General features: G+C 59.7%; 17 protein-coding genes. 10 read left to right on the top strand and 7 right to left on the bottom strand.

The window, feature by feature from the left end; all coding sequences use genetic code 11:
* Positions 1–5: 5 nt before the first annotated feature.
* Positions 6–1,004, bottom strand: a complete 999-nt coding sequence (gene deoC / locus ACR0EL_RS12305) for a deoxyribose-phosphate aldolase (RefSeq protein ID WP_480500177.1) — start codon at positions 1,002–1,004, stop codon at positions 6–8.
* A gap of 202 nt (positions 1,005–1,206) precedes the next feature.
* Between deoC and ACR0EL_RS12300 the strand changes: the two genes are divergently transcribed.
* The 7 genes from ACR0EL_RS12300 to ACR0EL_RS12270 all read left to right on the top strand — a co-directional run bounded on the left by ACR0EL_RS12300 (position 1,207) and on the right by ACR0EL_RS12270 (position 9,892).
* On the top strand, positions 1,207–2,160 hold the full coding sequence (locus ACR0EL_RS12300) for a metal ABC transporter solute-binding protein, Zn/Mn family (RefSeq protein WP_480500175.1): 954 nt from the start codon (positions 1,207–1,209) through the stop codon (positions 2,158–2,160).
* A 3-nt stretch (positions 2,161–2,163) separates the two neighbouring features.
* The gene (locus ACR0EL_RS12295; protein ID WP_480500173.1) at positions 2,164–2,967 is read left to right on the top strand and encodes a metal ABC transporter ATP-binding protein; all 804 of its coding nucleotides are present in this window, start codon (positions 2,164–2,166) and stop codon (positions 2,965–2,967) included.
* Positions 2,968–2,970: 3 nt separating this feature from the next.
* Positions 2,971–4,176: a metal ABC transporter permease gene (locus ACR0EL_RS12290; RefSeq protein ID WP_480500171.1), complete on the top strand. Its 1,206-nt coding sequence runs from the start codon at positions 2,971–2,973 to the stop codon at positions 4,174–4,176.
* Positions 4,173–5,102 carry a metal ABC transporter permease gene (locus ACR0EL_RS12285; RefSeq protein ID WP_480500169.1) on the top strand — a complete coding sequence of 310 codons (930 nt, stop codon included), beginning with the start codon at positions 4,173–4,175 and terminating at the stop codon, positions 5,100–5,102. The genes ACR0EL_RS12290 and ACR0EL_RS12285 overlap by 4 nt, the downstream gene beginning before the upstream one ends.
* A 291-nt stretch (positions 5,103–5,393) precedes the next feature.
* Positions 5,394–7,250, top strand: coding sequence for a DNA mismatch repair endonuclease MutL (gene mutL, locus ACR0EL_RS12280; RefSeq protein ID WP_480500168.1), 1,857 nt, complete (start codon positions 5,394–5,396; stop codon positions 7,248–7,250).
* 57 nt (positions 7,251–7,307) lie between these two features.
* A complete protein-coding gene (locus tag ACR0EL_RS12275; RefSeq protein WP_480500167.1) occupies positions 7,308–8,537 on the top strand; it encodes a DNA recombination protein RmuC in 1,230 nt (409 codons plus the stop codon).
* 50 nt (positions 8,538–8,587) lie between these two features.
* Positions 8,588–9,892: an adenylate/guanylate cyclase domain-containing protein gene (locus ACR0EL_RS12270; protein WP_480500166.1), complete on the top strand. Its 1,305-nt coding sequence runs from the start codon at positions 8,588–8,590 to the stop codon at positions 9,890–9,892.
* Between the two features lie 7 nt (positions 9,893–9,899).
* Here the strand turns inward: ACR0EL_RS12270 and ACR0EL_RS12265 are convergent, their stop codons facing one another.
* Positions 9,900–10,550 carry a ChrR family anti-sigma-E factor gene (locus ACR0EL_RS12265; RefSeq protein WP_480500329.1) on the bottom strand — a complete coding sequence of 217 codons (651 nt, stop codon included), beginning with the start codon at positions 10,548–10,550 and terminating at the stop codon, positions 9,900–9,902.
* Between the two features lie 10 nt (positions 10,551–10,560).
* On the bottom strand, positions 10,561–11,217 hold the full coding sequence (locus ACR0EL_RS12260) for a sigma-70 family RNA polymerase sigma factor (RefSeq protein WP_353009261.1): 657 nt from the start codon (positions 11,215–11,217) through the stop codon (positions 10,561–10,563).
* Between the two features lie 149 nt (positions 11,218–11,366).
* On the opposite strand from ACR0EL_RS12260, the gene ACR0EL_RS12255 reads away from it, so the two are divergent.
* Positions 11,367–12,137, top strand: coding sequence for a DUF1365 domain-containing protein (locus ACR0EL_RS12255; RefSeq protein WP_480500164.1), 771 nt, complete (start codon positions 11,367–11,369; stop codon positions 12,135–12,137).
* 87 nt (positions 12,138–12,224) lie between these two features.
* Complete coding sequence (locus ACR0EL_RS12250) at positions 12,225–12,542, top strand: DUF3775 domain-containing protein (RefSeq protein ID WP_480500163.1); 318 nt, start codon at positions 12,225–12,227, stop codon at positions 12,540–12,542.
* Between the two features lie 98 nt (positions 12,543–12,640).
* On the opposite strand, the gene ACR0EL_RS12245 is transcribed toward ACR0EL_RS12250, so the two are convergent.
* Genes ACR0EL_RS12245 through ACR0EL_RS12230 form a run of 4 tightly spaced genes read right to left on the bottom strand, consistent with a single transcriptional unit; the run spans position 12,641 to position 16,132 of the window.
* Entirely contained in the window at positions 12,641–13,783 is a 1,143-nt protein-coding gene (locus ACR0EL_RS12245; protein WP_480500162.1) for a saccharopine dehydrogenase family protein, read from the bottom strand.
* A 3-nt stretch (positions 13,784–13,786) separates the two neighbouring features.
* Complete coding sequence (locus tag ACR0EL_RS12240; protein ID WP_480500160.1) at positions 13,787–14,842, bottom strand: saccharopine dehydrogenase; 1,056 nt, start codon at positions 14,840–14,842, stop codon at positions 13,787–13,789.
* Between the two features lie 14 nt (positions 14,843–14,856).
* Positions 14,857–15,471: a glutathione S-transferase family protein gene (locus tag ACR0EL_RS12235; protein WP_480500159.1), complete on the bottom strand. Its 615-nt coding sequence runs from the start codon at positions 15,469–15,471 to the stop codon at positions 14,857–14,859.
* A 10-nt stretch (positions 15,472–15,481) separates the two neighbouring features.
* Positions 15,482–16,132, bottom strand: coding sequence for a histidine phosphatase family protein (locus ACR0EL_RS12230; protein ID WP_480500158.1), 651 nt, complete (start codon positions 16,130–16,132; stop codon positions 15,482–15,484).
* Between the two features lie 135 nt (positions 16,133–16,267).
* Here ACR0EL_RS12230 and ACR0EL_RS12225 point away from each other — a divergent pair, with 135 nt between their 5' ends.
* The gene (locus tag ACR0EL_RS12225; protein ID WP_480500156.1) at positions 16,268–17,464 is read left to right on the top strand and encodes a Zn-dependent hydrolase; all 1,197 of its coding nucleotides are present in this window, start codon (positions 16,268–16,270) and stop codon (positions 17,462–17,464) included.
* Positions 17,465–17,859 lie beyond the last annotated feature (395 nt).

Here is a 17,859-nt window from a genome sequence, read left to right as displayed (position 1 = left end):
TGTCCTCAGCCCATGGAGTGACGATAGCCGGCGGAATACGCGCCCGTGACATAATGTTCCAACTGCCGCTCGATATCGCCCAGCAGAGAAGATGCGCCAAAGCGGAACAGGTCCGGCTCCAGCCAGCGGTCGCCCAGTTCATCCTTGATCAGTGACAGATAGACCAAGGCATCCTTGGCCTTGGAAATCCCACCCGCAGGCTTGTAGCCGACCCTATACCCCGTGCGGTCATGATAGTCGCGGATCGCGCGGATCATCACCAGAGAAACGGGCAGGGTGGCGTTGACGCTTTCCTTCCCGGTCGAGGTTTTGATGAAATCCGCCCCCGCCATCATGCACACCAGTGAAGCGCGCGCGACGTTGCGCAGGCTGCCCAGTTCTCCGGTCGCCAGGATCGCCTTCACATGGGCGTCGCCGCAGGCCACGCGGAAGGCCTTCATCTCATCATACAACGCCCGCCAGTCGCCCGACAGCACGTGGCGGCGCGAGATCACGATGTCGATCTCTTCGGCGCCGGCCTTCACGCTTTCCTCGATCTCGGCCACACGCAAGTGAAACGGGGACAAGCCGGCGGGGAAGCCGGTGGATACGGCGGCCACAGGAATGCCGGTGCCCTTGAGTGCATCAACGGCAGTTTCGATCATATCGTGATACACACAAACCGCGCCTGTGGTGATCGCAGGCATATCCAGCGCCTGTAAGGTGGCGGATGCAACAGGCTGACGCGCCTTGGCGCACAGTCGCCGCACCCGTCCCACAGTATCGTCACCCGACAGGGTGGTCAGATCGATCATCGTGATCGCCTTCAGCAGCCAGGCAGCCTGATAGTCTTTCTTCACCGACCGCCGACCCGGCAGGGTGGCGGCGCGGCGTTCAACAGCTGAGGTGTTGACCTGCACGGCGCGCACCCAGTCCAAGTCAAGGTCCATACCGGGGTTGCGGGGTTCGGTCACTTGCGGCAGATGCGCGGTGCGCACGGGGCTGTCTGAGCTCTGCGTTTCCATCGTCACGTCCTTTGGGAGGTTTGCGCCAAAATCGCACGGGCTGAGGCTAAATGGAAGGCATCAGAACCGCGTGACACGGAATAATTTGACCATTTGGACAAATAATGCGGAATTTGTTGCGAATAATTATCAATAGCATTGACTTAGTTGCGAATGGTTCTCATATTCAATCTCAACTGAGCCTGAGTTCTGAGGTCTGAATATGATTCGCCGTCGTCTCCTTGCCGCATTGGCTGTTGCTGCAACGCTACCGCTTGCCGCTTGGGCGGAAGCCCCTCTCAAAATCGTCGCAACAACCGGCATGATCGCAGATGCGGTGCGTCAGGTTGGTGGGGATCAAGTTGAGGTGAAGGGCCTGATGGGGCCAGGCGTTGACCCGCATGCGTATCGCCAGACCCGCAGTGACATCGTCGCGATGACCCGTGCGGATCTGGTTCTGTGGCATGGCCTATATCTGGAAGCACAGATGGAGGACTTCTTTGAAGACCTTTCGCGCAAACAAACCGTGGTTGCAGTGGCAGAAAGCGTCGATAAGTCTAAGCTGCGCGCCCATGACGACTATGCCGACAAATATGACCCGCATATCTGGATGAGCCCAGCCTTGTGGGGCGAGGTTGTCACCGAGATTCAGGCCACGCTGACCGAAGCTCGCCCTGAATCAGCGGACTTATTCGCGGCAAATGCAAAGGCTCATCTGGCTGAGTTGGACGCTCTGGCGGCTTATGCAGAACAGTCTTTGACAGCGGTACCGGAAGAAAGCCGTGTGTTGCTGACCGCCCATGATGCTTTTGGATATTTCGGGGCGGCCTATGGCTATGAGGTCATGGGCGTTCAGGGAATTTCCACCCAATCTGAGGCCGGGCTGAACCGGATCGGAGAGTTGGTTGATACGTTGGTCGACCGTCAATTGACAGCCGTCTTCGTGGAAAGCTCGGTCTCTGACCGTTCGATGCGCGCACTGATCGAAGGGGCTGCGGCCAAGGGGCACGAGGTTTCGGTTGGGGGCGAGCTGTTTTCGGACGCGATGGGTGTCGATGGCACCTATGAAGGTACGTATGTCGGAATGCTGGACCACAATATCACCGTGATCGCAGGTGCTTTGGGCGCAGACGTGCCCGAGCGCGGTTTGAATGGCAAACTGTCGGCGGGGTTCTAAACGATGCTGGAACTGGCCGCTTCACAGGGTGTTTCGATCGAAGATCAGAGTGTTGAATCCAGCCCGTTGGCGGTGCGGGGTCTGACCGTTTCTTATGGTCAGAAACCGGCTGTGTTCTCGGTCGATATGACCGTTCAACCCGGTGCCATGACAGCGATCATTGGTCCGAACGGCGCGGGGAAATCGACCCTGTTGAAAGCAGCACTTGGGATCGTGAACCCTCTGTCCGGTCGGGTAACCGTATTTGGGAAATCGCTGGAGGATCAGCGCGCCCGGATCGCCTATGTGCCGCAGCGTGCCAGTGTGGATTGGGATTTCCCCACCCGCGTGATTGACGTGGTCTTGATGGGTCTATCGCGGCAGCTGGGCCTGTTGGGCCGGGTCCGTGCGCGCCACATGGCCTGCGCGATGGATTGCCTGAACCGTGTTGGCATGCGCGATTTTGCGGATCGCCAGATCGGGCAATTGTCAGGCGGACAGCAGCAAAGGGTCTTTCTGGCTCGCGCTCTGGCGCAGGACGCTGATCTCTATCTGCTGGACGAGCCCTTTGCCGGGGTCGATGCGGCCACGGAAAAAGCCATCATCGCTGTTCTGAAATCACTGAAAGAGGCGGGCAAGACCGTCGTGGTAGTGCATCATGATCTGGCGACGGTTGCGGACTATTTCGACCATGTCTTCCTGATTAACACCCGCAAGGTCGTCGAGGGTTCGGTGTCCGAGGCGTTCACCGCAGAGACTCTGCAATCCGCTTACGGGGGACGTCTGGCTACCGCGCAGATCGATCAAATTTCGCGCGCAGTCGGGTAACACATGCTTTGGGAGGCGCTTAGCCTGCAGCTTGGCTATAACGCCACGCTGGTTGCCATAGGTGCGACGTTGCTGGGGGTGTCGGCGGGTGTCACCGGCACCTTTCTGTTTCTGCGCAAACGCGCGCTGGTCAGTGACGCAATCAGCCATGCAACCTTGCCCGGTGTGTGCCTTGCCTTCATGGTACTCGTCGCGTTCGGTGGGGATGGGCGCAATTTGTTGGGCCTGCTGGCGGGATCGGCGGTTTCGGCCTGGATTGGGCTGCTGTGCATGAACTGGCTGACGCGTCACACGCGTCTGGCTGAAGACGCTGCGATTGGCGCAGTCTTATCGGTGTTTTTCGGTTTCGGCATCGTCCTGCTGACGGTCATTCAGACCATGGGTGTTGGTCGTCAGGCGGGGCTCGAAGGTTTCCTGCTGGGCTCCACCGCCGGTATGCTTTGGGCGGATGCGATGATCATCGCGATTGGTGGCGCGGCAACGCTGGTGCTGGTCATGATCCTGCGCCGTCCGATGACACTGGTGGCGTTTGATCCGGATTATGCGACGGCCCAGGGGCTGCCGGTGCATCGGATCGATCTTGCAATGATGGGGCTAGTGATGGCCGTCACCGTGGTCGGGCTGAAGATCGTTGGCCTGATCCTTATTGTAGCCCTGCTGATCATCCCGCCCGTCACGGCGCGGTTCTGGTCCGACCGCTCTGATCGTGTGGTGATCCTCGCCGGTCTGGCTGGTGGATTGGCAGGCTATATCGGGGCCGCTCTGTCCGCCACCGCACCGAACCTGCCCACCGGACCAATCATCGTTCTGGTCAGCTTTGGTTTCTTTGTCCTGTCGCTGTTCTTCGCCCCGATCCGAGGTGTTCTGGCCGCTGTTCTGCGCCACCTGCGGTTTCAGCGCCGTGTGCATATCCGGCAAGGGCTGCTGGCCTTGGCGCAAGATCAAAAGATATATGAGCCGCTGACCCTGCGCCTGCTGCGCCGCGCCGATCTGGTCCGCGCCGATGGGGTGGCAACCGAGGCCGGAAAGGCGCGCGCCGCCAAGGCGCTGCGTGATGAGAAGCGATGGGAAGTTTTGCGCGCGGATCAGGCGCATGAAGCGACGGCGGCCTTGTATGACGGGCTGCGGGACATCGAAACCGTGCTGACCCGCGACCAGATTGCCGAGATCGACCGTCAGATCGGTGGCCCTCAGGAGGTTCCGGTATGAGTGGTGAAGAATTCGTTCCCCTGTCCCTGACGCCCTTGCTGATTGGCACCTTTGCCGCCATTGCCTGCGCGCTGCCCGGCAACTTTCTGTTATTGCGCAAACAGGCGCTGATCGGGGATGCGATCAGCCATGTCGTTTTGCCCGGTATCGTTGTGGCGTTTTTGGTCACCGGTGCAATCTCAACCTGGCCGATGATGCTGGGCGCGGCGGGTGCGGCGATTGTCGCGGTGATCCTGATCGAGGCCATCCGGCGGTTGGGTCAAATCGAACCCGGTGCGGCGATGGGCGTTGTCTTCACCACCATGTTCGCAGGCGGTGTGCTGCTTCTGGAACAGACCGATACCTCGACCGTGCATCTGGACGTGGAACACGCGCTCTACGGTAATCTGGAAAGCCTGATCTGGCTGGATGCCACAGGCTGGTCCTCGCTTTGGGATATCGAAGCGCTGGCTGGTTTGCCGCCTGAATTGCCCCGGATCGCTGTCACGTTGCTTGGCGTTTTGCTGTTTACCTGGCTGTTATGGCGCCCGCTGAAAATCTCAACCTTCGATGAAGGCTTTGCCCGCACCTTGGGGATCCGAACCAATGCATTGGGTCTGGCGCTGGTGATTGTAGCTGCGATTGCTGCTGTGGCGGCGTTTGATGCGGTCGGCTCGATCATAGTGATCGCCATGTTCATTTGCCCGCCCGCTGCGGCGCGTATGATGACCAACCGGCTTGAGGCTCAGGTCGTCTGGAGCGTTGTGTTCGCCGTGATCTCGGCTGTGCCAGGATATGTGCTGGCCGGTTACGGACCGCTTTGGCTGGGCGCGGCGGATGCGGTCAGCGCGGCCGGTATGATTGCCACAATGTCGGGTGTGATTCTGGCTCTGAGTGCGATGTTCGGCCCGTGCCGAGCCAGAGCTGGTGCGCACACGACTGCGTGAATTGGCGCTTTCCTGCCAGTGCTTTCCGCAGGTCATCGGCTGGACTCTGCCCAGTTTGTTCGAATGTGACTCTTAATGAGCCTTCTGAAAATGCGCGTGGTACGCGTGACGGTAAGATCTTGTTACCTACCACTCACTTCAGAACGTCCGGGTGGTTGGGGGACAAGCGGCCCCTTGTTTGGAACCCGCCCGCAACTGCCCGGACACCCCCTCTCCCAAGTATAAAATCAAATCGAAACCGATGCCAAAATCGGTGGCGGAATCGTAGTGCTATGTGCTAGGTGTGGTGGTATGGCGCAAGCAAACCCCAATATCAGCGAAATTCGCCCGGTTATTCGGCAACTCGACGATGCAGCGATCAATCGAATCGCAGCAGGCGAGGTGGTGGAACGTCCGGCGTCGGCTGTGAAGGAACTGGTCGAGAATGCCATTGATGCTGGCGCCAGCCGGATCGCCATCGATATCGCCGATGGTGGCAAGACCCTGATCCGGGTCACGGATGATGGCTGTGGTATCTCGGCCCAGGATTTGCCACTTGCTTTGTCGCGGCATGCGACCTCGAAAATCGACGGGTCGGACCTGCTGAACATCCATACATTCGGGTTCCGAGGCGAGGCGCTGCCCTCACTCGGCGCTGTAGGTCGTTTGACGATCACCAGCCGAGTGCCCGGTGCCGAGGCCGCGCAAATCCACGTGGCCGGCGGCAAGATGGAGGCGGTGAAACCTGCCGCCCTGCGCATGGGCACGGTGGTTGAGCTGCGCGATCTGTTCTACGCCACGCCCGCCCGGTTGAAGTTCATGCGCACAGATCGGGCCGAAGGGCAGGCAATCACCGATACGGTGAAACGACTTGCGATGGCGGAACCTTCGGTGACGTTTACCCTGCGCGATGTTTCAGGCGGCGGCGAGGGGCGTGTGACCTTCCGGGCTGACCGCGAGAATGGCGATCTGTTTGACGCGCTGCACGCCCGTCTGGCCCGGGTGATTGGCCGTGAGTTTGCCGAAAACGCCCTGCGCATCGATGCTACGCGCGAGGGTATCCGGCTTTATGGCTACGCCGCTTTACCGACTTATTCCCGTGGCGCGGCGGTGGCGCAGTACCTGTTCGTCAATGGTCGCCCGGTCCGGGACAAGATGCTGACTGGCGCCCTGCGCGCGGCCTATTTCGATTTTCTCAGCCGGGATCGCCATCCGGCGGCGGCGTTGTTCATTGATTGTGATCCTATGCTGGTAGATGTGAACGTCCATCCGGCCAAGTCCGAAGTGAGGTTCCGGGATCCGGGCGTTGCGCGCGGGCTGATCGTGTCCAGCCTGCGCCATGCGCTGGCCGAGGCTGGGCATCGTGCATCCTCGACCGTGGCTAATGCAACGCTTGGGGCGATGCGTCCAGAACTGGCACAGGCGACCCCGGCGCGGGTCTATCAGATGGATCGGCCTTCCCCTGCGGCGCGCCAAGCCGCGTATCGGGCGCAGTCACCGGGTTTTGCCGAACTGGCCAATGATTACAGCGGCAGCATTGTCGAGCCGGCCCCGATCGAACCAGTCGACGAAGAACCACCGGCGCAGGACCTGCCTCTGGGTGCGGCTCGCGGACAGGTTCATGAGAATTACATCATTGCTCAGACCGCCGATGGCATGGTGATTGTCGACCAGCACGCTGCGCATGAACGGCTGGTCTACGAGAAACTCAAGGCTCAGATGGCCGAGAACGGTGTCGCCGCGCAGGCGCTGTTGATCCCCGAGATTGTGGAACTGTCCGAGGGCGACTGCGCCCGCCTAATGGCCGTTGCCGATGACCTGTCGCGCTTTGGGTTGACGCTTGAACCGTTCGGCGGCGGGGCCATCGCCGTGCGCGAGACCCCGGCCATTTTGGGTGAGGTCAATGCCCGCGCGATGATCCTGGATATCCTTGACGAACTGGCAGATCAGGGCGAAAGCCAAATGGTACAGGCCAAGATCGAGGCGATCCTGAGCCGGGTGGCCTGTCACGGCTCGATCCGCTCGGGTCGCCGGATGCGCGCCGAAGAGATGAATGCCCTGCTGCGCGAGATGGAGGCGACACCCCATTCCGGCCAATGCAACCACGGGCGGCCCACTTACGTGGAATTGAAACTGAGCGATATCGAGCGGCTGTTCGGGCGCAGTTGATCCGATGCTTCAGACCCGTTAAAAAGACCGAAACAAAACGAGAACATATTGAATCACATGATCCAGATCGCAGGCGTACAGATCCCAATAAATGACCCGGTTCTTCTGACCGTTGGTGGGGTTATCCTGCTGATCGTGCTGATGTTGTTCCTGTCGCTGCGCGCGGCCAATCGCTCGGCCCGGATGACAGAACCGCTGGCGCGGCAGATGGCGCATCTGGACCAGCATGTGCAGCAATTGGGGCAGGGGCAGGAACAGTTGCGCGGCGGGTTGCAGCATGTTTCGGACACGCAGGCCAATGCGCAGGTGCAGGTGATCCAGACAGTCGAGGCGCGATTGTCCTCGGTCCAGCAGCAGATGAACGACCGGCTGGCCGATAATGCGATGAAATCGGCGCGCGCGTTGGCCGAGATGCAGGAACGCATGAAGGAAACGCTGCATGGCTCGTCGAAACAGACCGCAACCTCGCTGACCCAATTGCAGGAACGTCTATCGGCGATCGACAAGGCGCAGGACAATATCACCAAACTGTCGGGTGATGTACTTTCGCTGCAGGATATCCTGTCGAACAAACAGACACGCGGCGCGTTTGGTGAGATTCAGTTGAATGATATTGTCTCTAAGGCGCTGCCGTCAGACAGCTTTCAGTTGCAGGCAACGCTGTCGAACGGGCGGCGCGCCGACTGCCTGATCCATCTGCCGAACCCGCCGGGCCCCATCGTGATCGATAGCAAATTCCCGTTGGAGGCCTATGAGGCACTTATAGGTTCGACCAATGATATGGAGCTAAAAGCGGCGCTGCAGATGTTCCGCAGCACCGTACGCAAGCATATCAACGACATTGCCGAGAAGTACATTCTGGATGGCGAAACCGCCGATGGCGCGCTGATGTTCCTGCCGTCCGAGGCCGTCTATGCCGAGCTGCATGCCAAGTTCCCCGAACTGGTGCAGGAAAGCTTTAACAAGCGCGTCTGGATCGTTTCGCCCACCACCTGCATGGCGACGCTGAACACCATGCGCGCGATCCTGAAAGATGCCCGCATGCGCGAACAGGCCGGGGCAATCCGCAAGGAACTGGGTGCGCTGCACAAGGATGTGGAACGTCTGGGCGATCGGGTGACAAACCTGGATCGTCATTTCGGCCAGGCGGCCAAAGATATTTCTGAGATCAAGATCAGTGCTGACAAGGCCGGGCGCAGGGCACGCCGACTGGACAATTTCGACTTTGAAGAGTTAGCTCCGGACGACTCGCATGACGTTGTTCCGCTGGCGCGCCAAGAAGGCTAAGCCTGCGCCTGTATCGGCGTCGCAAGATCAAGGGGCGCACTGGCAGAGATATGGCACAAGACACCCCGCCGTCAGAGATTGCCGAACTTCTGGGCAAGGCCGAGCAGGATGCCGAACAGATCGTTGGTCTGTTGCGTATGCTGGTGGCCTTTGGCCTGGGAGTGTTCTTTCTGGTCACCGTTCAACCGGTTCAGAACACAGGTCATGCTGTGTTGGAACGGCAATGGGTATCCGCCCTTGGCACCATGTTCGCCTATTTCGCGCTGGGCCTGATGACATGGACGGTTGCGCGACAAAAGCGCTTTGCCGGTTGGATGGCTTGGCCGGTTTCCGCAGCAGATTCGCTTTTTCTGGTTTTCAATGTCTGGCTGGGGATGCGCAATGTCGGCCTGTCCGGCGACGTGATGTTTGTGCTGCCAGCGGTGTGGCTGGTACCCGTGGTGCTGGCATTTGGCGTTTTGCGTGGCAACCCCAAGGTCATGGCGCTGCAAGTTGCGCTGCTTGTTCTGGGACTATTGTATCTGATCGGTCAGGATGCGGGGCTTTCGAGGGGGCAAGATACAAATCCGATCTGGCTGTTCCTGTCGCCGCCACCCAACCTGATCCGTCTGTTCATGATCACGCTTGCGGGTGTGGTCCTGATCGTTGCCGCCTATCGCGTAAATGCCCTGCTGTTTCAGTCGGTGACCGAAGCGCAGCGCCGCGCGAACCTGACCCGATATCTGCCTGCGCAAGTGGTCGGAGATCTGGGCGAAAGCGGTTTGTCAGCGCTGAAACAGGGGCGGCGGCAGCTGGCCGGAGTGATTTTCATAGACCTGCGAGGCTTCACCACCTTATCGCAAAACCTGCAGCCCGAGCAGGTGTCTGAGCTGATCACCTCGTATCGCAGCCGTGTCTCAAAGGTGGTTCGGCAAGAGAATGGCATCATCGACAAGTTCATCGGGGATGCGGTCATGATCGTTTTTGAGGGCGATCGCGCGGCTGAACGGTGTTTGCGATGTGGGATGGGGTTGTCGCACGAGATGCGCGATTGGAGCGCGGAGCGCAAGCAGGCTGACCTGCCCACGCTGGACACAGGCATCGGCCTACATTGGGGTGAGGTTTTTGTTGGTGTGATCGGTGATCAGGAGCGGCTGGAGTATTCGGTGTTTGGTGACACGGTCAACATTGCGGCCCGGTTGGAAAGCCTGACGCGTTCAACAGATATGACCCTGATTATGTCCGCCGCTTTGATCGACGCCGCTGGTGCCTCGGTGTCTGATACCGAACTGATATCGCTGCCCCCGGTAGAGGTACGCGGGCGCAGCGGTGCGTTGGATGTACACGGAATACCCCGGCGGGATTGCAGCGCCTGACTGCGTGTCAGATACGCAGGAAAGGCTGGAACAGCCGGGGCATTAGCTTGTTGAACTTCAATGGCGCGTCTGTGACGGCCAGACAGATGCAATCCTCGGCCATGTCGGCCACTGGAGTATGTTCCAGATCCTCATCCGCAATCTCAACATCGCCACGGGCAAAGCGATCGACCTCATCCGAGAAGGCGCCTTGCAGCACCATGGTCAACTCGGTCCCGTGATGTCCGTGATCTGGCACGGCAACGCCTGCCGGTATGAACAGCAGCCGCGCAGTGGCATCCTTGGACGTGGGCAGGATCGCCTGTTTCACGCCCATACCAATGGATTTCCACTGGATGTCATCCACGGTTCCGCCAACATAGTCCTGCAGTGGAGTCGGCAGCACGGCGCAGCCCGGTTTCGCGGGCTTGGGGGTCGGTGCGCCTTGGGCGATCAAAGCCATGGTGGCCGCAAGTGACGCATCGCTCATGCTAATGCTGTCTGACTGATCCTCAAGCACATGCCCACCCACAGCGTCAAAGCTTTCAGCACGCGCGCGACAGTGGTCGCACAAGGACAGATGGGTGGCGACGATCAGGTCGAACGCCTCGGGCAGCGTGCCAGCTGCGTAGGCCATCAGCAGATCATCCGTCAGGTGATGTTTGATCGGGTTGCTCATCTTACTCATCTCAATTCATCGCGTGGCGCAAGCGGTCCAGCGCCAGCCGTATCCGTGATTTGATCGTGCCCAGTGGCAATCCGGTCTGAGATGCAATCTCTCGATGGCTCAGATCTCCGAAGTACGCCTTCTCGATCAGCTGTCTCTGCGCGTCTGGCAACGCCGACAGGGCGGTGCGCAGCTGCGCGGTTTCTTGTTGTAACGCAAGGACGTCGTCCTGATCAGGCTCGGCCTCGGGCCCCCATCCCAGTTCCTCGGGTTCGGGGCGGCGCTGCTTGCGCAGGACGTCAATGCGTTTGTTCCGAGCAATCGTGAACACCCAGGTGGCCACTGTGGCCCGCGATGGATCGAACAGATGGGCCTTGTGCCACAAGGTTGCCATCACCTCCTGCGCGCATTCTTCGGCCATCGTGGCGTCAGACCCTGATTTCATCAGGAACGCCTTGATACGCGGCGCGAAATGCTGGAACAGCTCGGCAAAAGCCGCCTGGTCCTGCGCATCCCGGATACGCCTGACTTGGTCCACCCACTCGGTCCTGGTGTCGCAACTGCCGTTCGTTCCGTTCACCTGTCTACCCTTGATGCGTTTCTTCGCGCGCCAAGGCTGAGGGGCGGCCTGTTCAGCCGCAGGTTCGTCCAAGGTCACGGTATTGATCTCGGTAAACATAACCACATTACGCGGGGCGGCCCAAGGCGGATCACTTTCCTGAGACAAAATAATCCAATCCGCGCTAGGATTCGTATTGGGTATGTCAGCTCTCTGCGGAAAAGAGCGCCATTTTAACAGTTTACGGGTCAAACAGGATACGCGGCGACATGAAGAAAATCGACCATATCGCAGGCCATACCTATCATGGTCGCAAAGGTGCGATTGAAAATGCGTTCCGGTATTCGGTTGACTACATCCTGTTCGACCCCGAGGCGCAGTTGACAACACCCCTTCTGTTTTCGATGGATCGTGCGAATGTCTTCAACTGGCGGCGTACCGATCACGGAGGCGTGCCAAAGCAAGGTGCCGGTGCAAGCTGGTTGCGTGCCCGCTTTGATGAATTGGAGGTGCCGCAGCCTGCGCAGATCATGTTGCTGACGCAGCCTCGCGTGTTGGGCCATGTGTTCAACCCTGTCAGCTTTTGGCTTTGCTTTGACACTGACGCGCAGCTGTACGTGGTGGTTGCCGAGGTCACCAATACCTTTGGAACCCGTCACAGCTATGTCTGCCATAAGCAGGATTTTTCGCCTATTGGCCCGTCTGACCGTGTGGTGGCGGACAAGCTGATGCATGTGTCTCCGTTCCAGCAGATCGAAGGAAGCTATACGTTCCGGTTTGACTATCGCCCTGATCGCGTGGGCGTCTGGATTGACTACGAACGTGCGGATGGAGGGCTAGTTGCCACTTTGACCGGGCCACGACAGCCACTGACCAATCGTACGATCCTGTGGTCGTTGCTGCGCCGGCCCTTTGGGGCACGGCGGACATTTGCCCTGATCGTTTGGCAAGCGCTGAAGCTTTGGCTCAAGAAAGCCCGGTTTCGCCCGTTCCGCACCACCCCGGTGCCGGATCACCCGGTATCGCGCAGTCGGCACTAGGCGGGCTTTTGTTTGCGTAAGATCAAAGACTCGGGCCTTTAGAACGGGTCTGATGCTCTGAGACCGCGAACAGAAGGAGCTGGAAACATGCTGGAAATCTCGGCAAGAAAAGTCGCCCAGGTCGCCATGATGGGCCGTGAATTGGACCGTGCCGAAGGAGAGCTGCGCGCCTTTGTCGACCGGATGAGCGAGGATGAGCAGGCCGAGCTGGTCGCCGTCATGTGGATCGGGCGCGAAAGCTTTTTTGCCGAGGATTTGGCTGAGGCTGTCGCAACCGCAAGATCCGAGGCCTCAACCCCCTGTGCTGACTACCTGATCGGAACGCCGCATCTGTCGGATCATCTAGAGAACGGACTGGATGCGTTGGGGATTTCGGCCGAGGATGTGGAAAACGATCTGATGTAGCACTTTGTTTGTGTTGGGAGCGAGGGGCCAGCCCCTCGAGCTCCCCGAGGTATTTTTGAACAGAAGAAGGATTGGTCGGCCTGCTCTGGCAGGTGGTGTCAGGCCAAGTGATCCACAATCTGCAGGTGCTGGGCCAGGGTGTCGATTTCGCCCATCCAGTCTTGGACAAGTTTCGGATCGCTTGGGGCTGCGTGAACGCCAGCCGGTATCGCGCGGTTCAGGACGGCCTCGATGGCCAATGACACCGGGATCGACACCAAGCGGGCCATGGCGGTGCCGCGTTCATCGCCCCAGGCATCCATGACGTAGGTTTTGTTCCAAACCTCAATGCCGTCTTTCTCAGCTTTCAGGCCAACGCACAGCACCACGCGGTCGGGCTCGCCTTCGTCATAGGCGTTTTCGGCCCAGAACTGGTCCGACATCTCTTTCAGACGCGCGTCACCTTCGGGGCCTGAGAGGGTTTCGATCTCCGTGAATACGTCGGCCCAGGCGTCGGTCCAGCCGTTCAGGCGCAGGGTGCCGCGGACGAACTCTTTAACCGGCCAGTGATCCTCAAACTGGTATTCGGCCATGAAGGGCAGCGAGTCGCGATTTGGGTAGACCTCAAAGCTCTCGGGGGTTGGCAGCGGCGCGATATAGCTGCTGATCGCGTCCCATGGGCGGGCAACGTCCAGCGGGGCATAGTCGCGGATCGATTTAGACGGTGAGCGAAGCGCCTTGAGGACGCCCAAAGGCGACCAACTGAACTTGTAGCGGAAAGGGTTCGGGTTCTTGGGGATGCCGCCGCAATAAGAGATAAAGCTGAGGTGGTTCTGCGCATCAAAAGCGTCCGAGGCGCGGTAGTCGGCCACCAATGCATGCGCCATTAGATGGTCGATGCCCGGGTCCAGACCGACCTCATTGACCAAAGCCACACCAGCTTTACGCGCTTTGTCGTCCAACGCGCGCATTTCGGGCGCGATGTAGGAGGATGAGACGAAGTTCGCCTCTTTCGAGATCGCCAGCTCCGCCAGCGGCACGTGCCAGTCGCCCGGCAGCATCGAGACGATCACGTCGCCTTTCTCCAGCACCGCGCCCAAAGCGTCGATGTCGAAGGCGCGGATGTCGTCGGTCAGGTCTCCGACTTCGGCGCGGGCTTTGTCGACGGTCCGGTTCCAGACAGTGACCTTGTGACCGCCTTCGATCAGGCGGCGCAGGCCGGGGATGGCCGACAGGCCGGTGCCACACCAGTGAATCGTCATCGCTCAGAGTCCTTCGATATGAGTTTTGTAGGTTGCTTCTGCCCGACCCCAGACGCCGCTGTCCCGATCGGTGAGCGTCAGCAGAGAGGGCAGCAGTTGCGCGGCGTAGTCTTGCGAGCTTTCGACGGGCAGCATTGACGGCAGGTTGTCGATGGCCATCACATCCATCACCGGGTCGGTCGCAACGCGCAGAGCGGGGGCCTCCCACGTGGTGGCGCGGTTATAGACCGGGACCGGATTGTAGTCGCTATCTGGGTCGCAGGCCATGTCGCCGATAGCGGTCAGCTTGCGCGACGCGGTCAATGCCTCGCGCGGGACAAACACTGGCGTGCCAGGGCGTGCAAAGATGCAGTTCAGGAACAATTCATGGTCGAGGATTTCAGGGAACGGCCCACCGCTGGCAGTTTCGGCTATGTCCCATTTGGTGACGCTGACGCCCATCGCTTCGCACAGGTCCGCTGCCCCGGTGCCCACGCGGCCCAAGGCCCCAATGACGATGGCGCGGGGGCGGGTGGTCTCCGTAGCGTCGAGTTCCGCCAGCAGTTCGGCGTTCAGCGCATCTTTGTTCGAATAGACGCCGACTGGCGGACATTCTTCGCCGCGTTGTTGCGCGGCCCAAGTTTTCAGGGTGACACCTGCCCCGGCGTATCCAGCCCAGTATCCAAAGGCGGCAACCCGGCGACCATCTTCATCGATCAGATATTCCAGGTCGTATAGCACACCGCCCCCGGCCTTGAACCGCTGCAACAACGCGCGCCCCGAATGCTGACCCTTATAGGCATGGCCGAACATGATGTGGCGATGGGGCAGGGGCGAGCCATCTTCGGGCAACTCCTTGAGGCCAAAGATGATTGCATCCAATGGGGCTTCGGGCCAGGAATTTTCGGTCGCGATCTCGCAGCCTACGTCTTTGTACCCATCAATCGGAATAGCGCGGACCGAGCTTTCTTCGACTGTCACGCGGATACCCGCTGCGATCAGCGTGGCCGCGCCTTCGGGGGTCAGACCGACCCGTTCCTCGTTCGGGCGCTGTTCTGCCCGGACCCACAGATGTGTCATGCAGTTTCCTTTGCTCAGAGCATTCCGGCGGCGCGCACGGCCTGAACCGACCCCCGCGCCTCCATCGCTTCACGGAAAGCGACGATTTTGGGAAAGGTCGAAACATCTACCCCGTCGCCCTCAAGCCAGCTGCACACCACATAAAGGTATGCATCCGCTAGCGAGACCGCTTCACCCAGCACAAAAGGCCCGCGCAGCCCGTTGGCCGAGATGTAGTCACAAGACTCGGTCATCGTTTGCGCGACCTTGGCTGTCATGTCTTTCCAGCTGGATTCCTTGTCCGCCCAACGATGGCCGCGCTGCTTGTGCGCGTGGTTCACATGCATGGTTGAGGCGAGGTAGAACATCACCTCGCGCATTCGGGCGGCCATCACCGGATCGGCAGGCACCAAACCTGCCTCGGGCGCTTTGGCCGCGATGAACTCCAGCAGCGCGCCGGTCTCGGTCAGGATGCCTCCGTCGATCGCCAGCGCAGGAACCCGACCCTTAGGATTGATCTGTTTGTAAGCCGGTTTGGTCTGCTCGCCCCCGGCGAAATCCAGCTTGATGGCCTCATAGTCCAGTCCCGCCTCTTCCAGAGCGATGGCAACGGCAACCGAGATGGTGCGAGGGGCGTAGTAAAGCTGCATAGGGGTCTCCTTACAGATGCGTCTGTGCGAATTGCCGATCGGGCGTTTCCAGATGCGGAACGGCGTTGAACAGAACCGGGCTGAGATGCGCGCCAATCGGATGCAGACGATGCATCGACGTGTTCATGATGGCAAGTGCGACGCGGGCCATGGATGGGATATCCAGCCCCATCGCCTGCCGCACCACCATCGAGATCAACCCGCCTGAGGTGACAACGATGGCGGGCCCACCTTCGGTTCCGATGTCCCGCAGCGCATCGCTGACGCGGGTTTCGAATTGTTCAAAGGTCTCGGGTGCGTTTTCGATCTCGCCGTTGGCCCAGGCGGCAAAGGTTTTGGGCAGGTGTTCTACGAAGCCTTCGCGATCTGTAGGGATGGCAACGCCGTGTTGATCCTCGAACAACTGCGCGAGGGTGAAGTATTCGATCTCATTCAACCGCGGGTCACGGATCGGGTCGGTTAGTTCCATGCTCGCCGCTGTTTCGGCGTGCCGGGTCAGCGTTCCGCAATAGACGCGGGGATAATGGCTGCGCGTGTCGCGCAGATGCGCGCCCAACCAACGGGCCTGCTGATGCCCCAGATCGCTCAGCTTGTCATAGTTCGCCTCGTCCCGCGCCGCCGTGTTGGCCTGCCCGTGCCGCACCAATGTAATATGTGACATGTCGGTCCCTCTTATGCGGATGTCTTAGGGCAGGTTCCGGGCCGGGGCCAGAGGGGTTTCCTTCTGGTGGCAAAAAATCCTTACAGCTTCATGCGTTCTGGCTATGGTTGCCGCAACTGCGCTTTTGGAGGACCTATGAACATCGATCCAAATCGTTTTCTCGCCGATCTGCACAAGCTGCGCGAATTCGGGGCGTCGGGTATTGGCAAGGGTGTCGTGCGTCCTGCCTATTCCCCAGCGGATATTGCCGCACGAAAATGGCTGGCGGGTCGTATGGGCGAAGCAGGGCTTGAGCCGCATTTTGATCCAGTTGGGAACCTGTTTGGACTTGCCACGGGCACGTCGTTGCTGATGGGATCACATTCCGATAGCCAGCCCGAGGGCGGCTGGCTGGACGGGGCGCTGGGTGTGATTGCCGCGCTTGAAATCGCGCGGTCCAGCGATCAGCCGATCTCGGTTGTCAGTTTTCAAGATGAAGAGGGTCGCTTTGGCGTGACCACCGGATCAGCTGTCTGGTCAGGTGGGCTGCCGCTGGAACAGGCCGATCAGCTGACCGACGGCTCTGGCATCACCTTTGGCGCGGCTCGATCTGCGATAGTAGAGCTGTCAAAGGGTTTTGTCGAACCATCCCGGTTCCGCGGTTTCATCGAGATGCATATCGAACAAGGCCCCGCGCTGGACGCGGCGGGTCAACAAATCGGTGTTGTCTCCGATATTGTCGGAATCCGGGATATGTCGATCACCTTTGAAGGGCAACAGAACCATGCGGGTACCACGCCGATGCATCTCCGGCGTGATGCGTTTCAGGCTTTGTCTCTGTTTAACGCACGGCTCAATGACCGGTTCCGCAATGTGGTGACCCCTCAGACCGTCTGGACCATCGGGCGGGTCGATTTGCACCCCAATGCATCCTCCATTGTCCCGGGGCGCGTCCGGTTTTCGATGCAATGGCGTGATGGCGATGGGGACCGGCTGATCCGCATGGAGGAGATCATTCGAGCCACGGCGCAGCAGGTGGCGGACGAGCTTGGCATGACCCTCAGCTACGGCCCGATGCTGGGGCTTGAGCCGGTGGCCATGGACCCGACCCTGCGCGCGGCGCTGGAGCTTGGTGCGGAACAGGTCTCACCCGAGAACTGGCGCGGAATGCCATCGGGTGCGCTGCATGACGCCACCAATGTCGCCCGCCTGATGCCAGTTGCGATGCTGTTTGTGCCTTCGATCGATGGAATCAGCCATGATTTCGCCGAGGATACGACCGAGGATGACCTGATCGCTGGTCTTTGCGTGTTGGAACATTCTGTAAGAGCCTTGGCTGGGCGATCCGAATAAGAGATATGGAATATCTAGACTTCCCAGCGTATTGACCCCGGGGTAAGTATCCTTGGCGGGGTCGCGCCTTTGACTAATTTCGGTGAAGCGCAGGGCCAATTGCAACGAGTGTTGCCTAACGGAAAAAAGTTTCCTATAGGAACATTGTTAATGCATACGCCCGTATACCGGTTTGCCGCAGCAAAGCCCCACTGTCAGAATCCGGGGCTGAATCGTTGCAAATTTTGCAGCTTGGGTCAGACTGATGCGCATGCGTTGCGACCATTAGAGACGAAAGGCAGTACTCGCCATGACTTCACCGAAGCGCACGCCTTTGTACGATTTGCACGTTGAGTTGGGAGGTAAGCTGGTTGATTTTGCGGGTTGGGAGATGCCTGTTCAGTATCCGTTGGGGA

This window comes from Ruegeria sp. AH12 (genome assembly GCF_056541465.1).
Note: the sequence above shows the minus strand (reverse complement) of the source record. Positions and strands in the feature narration are given on the sequence as shown.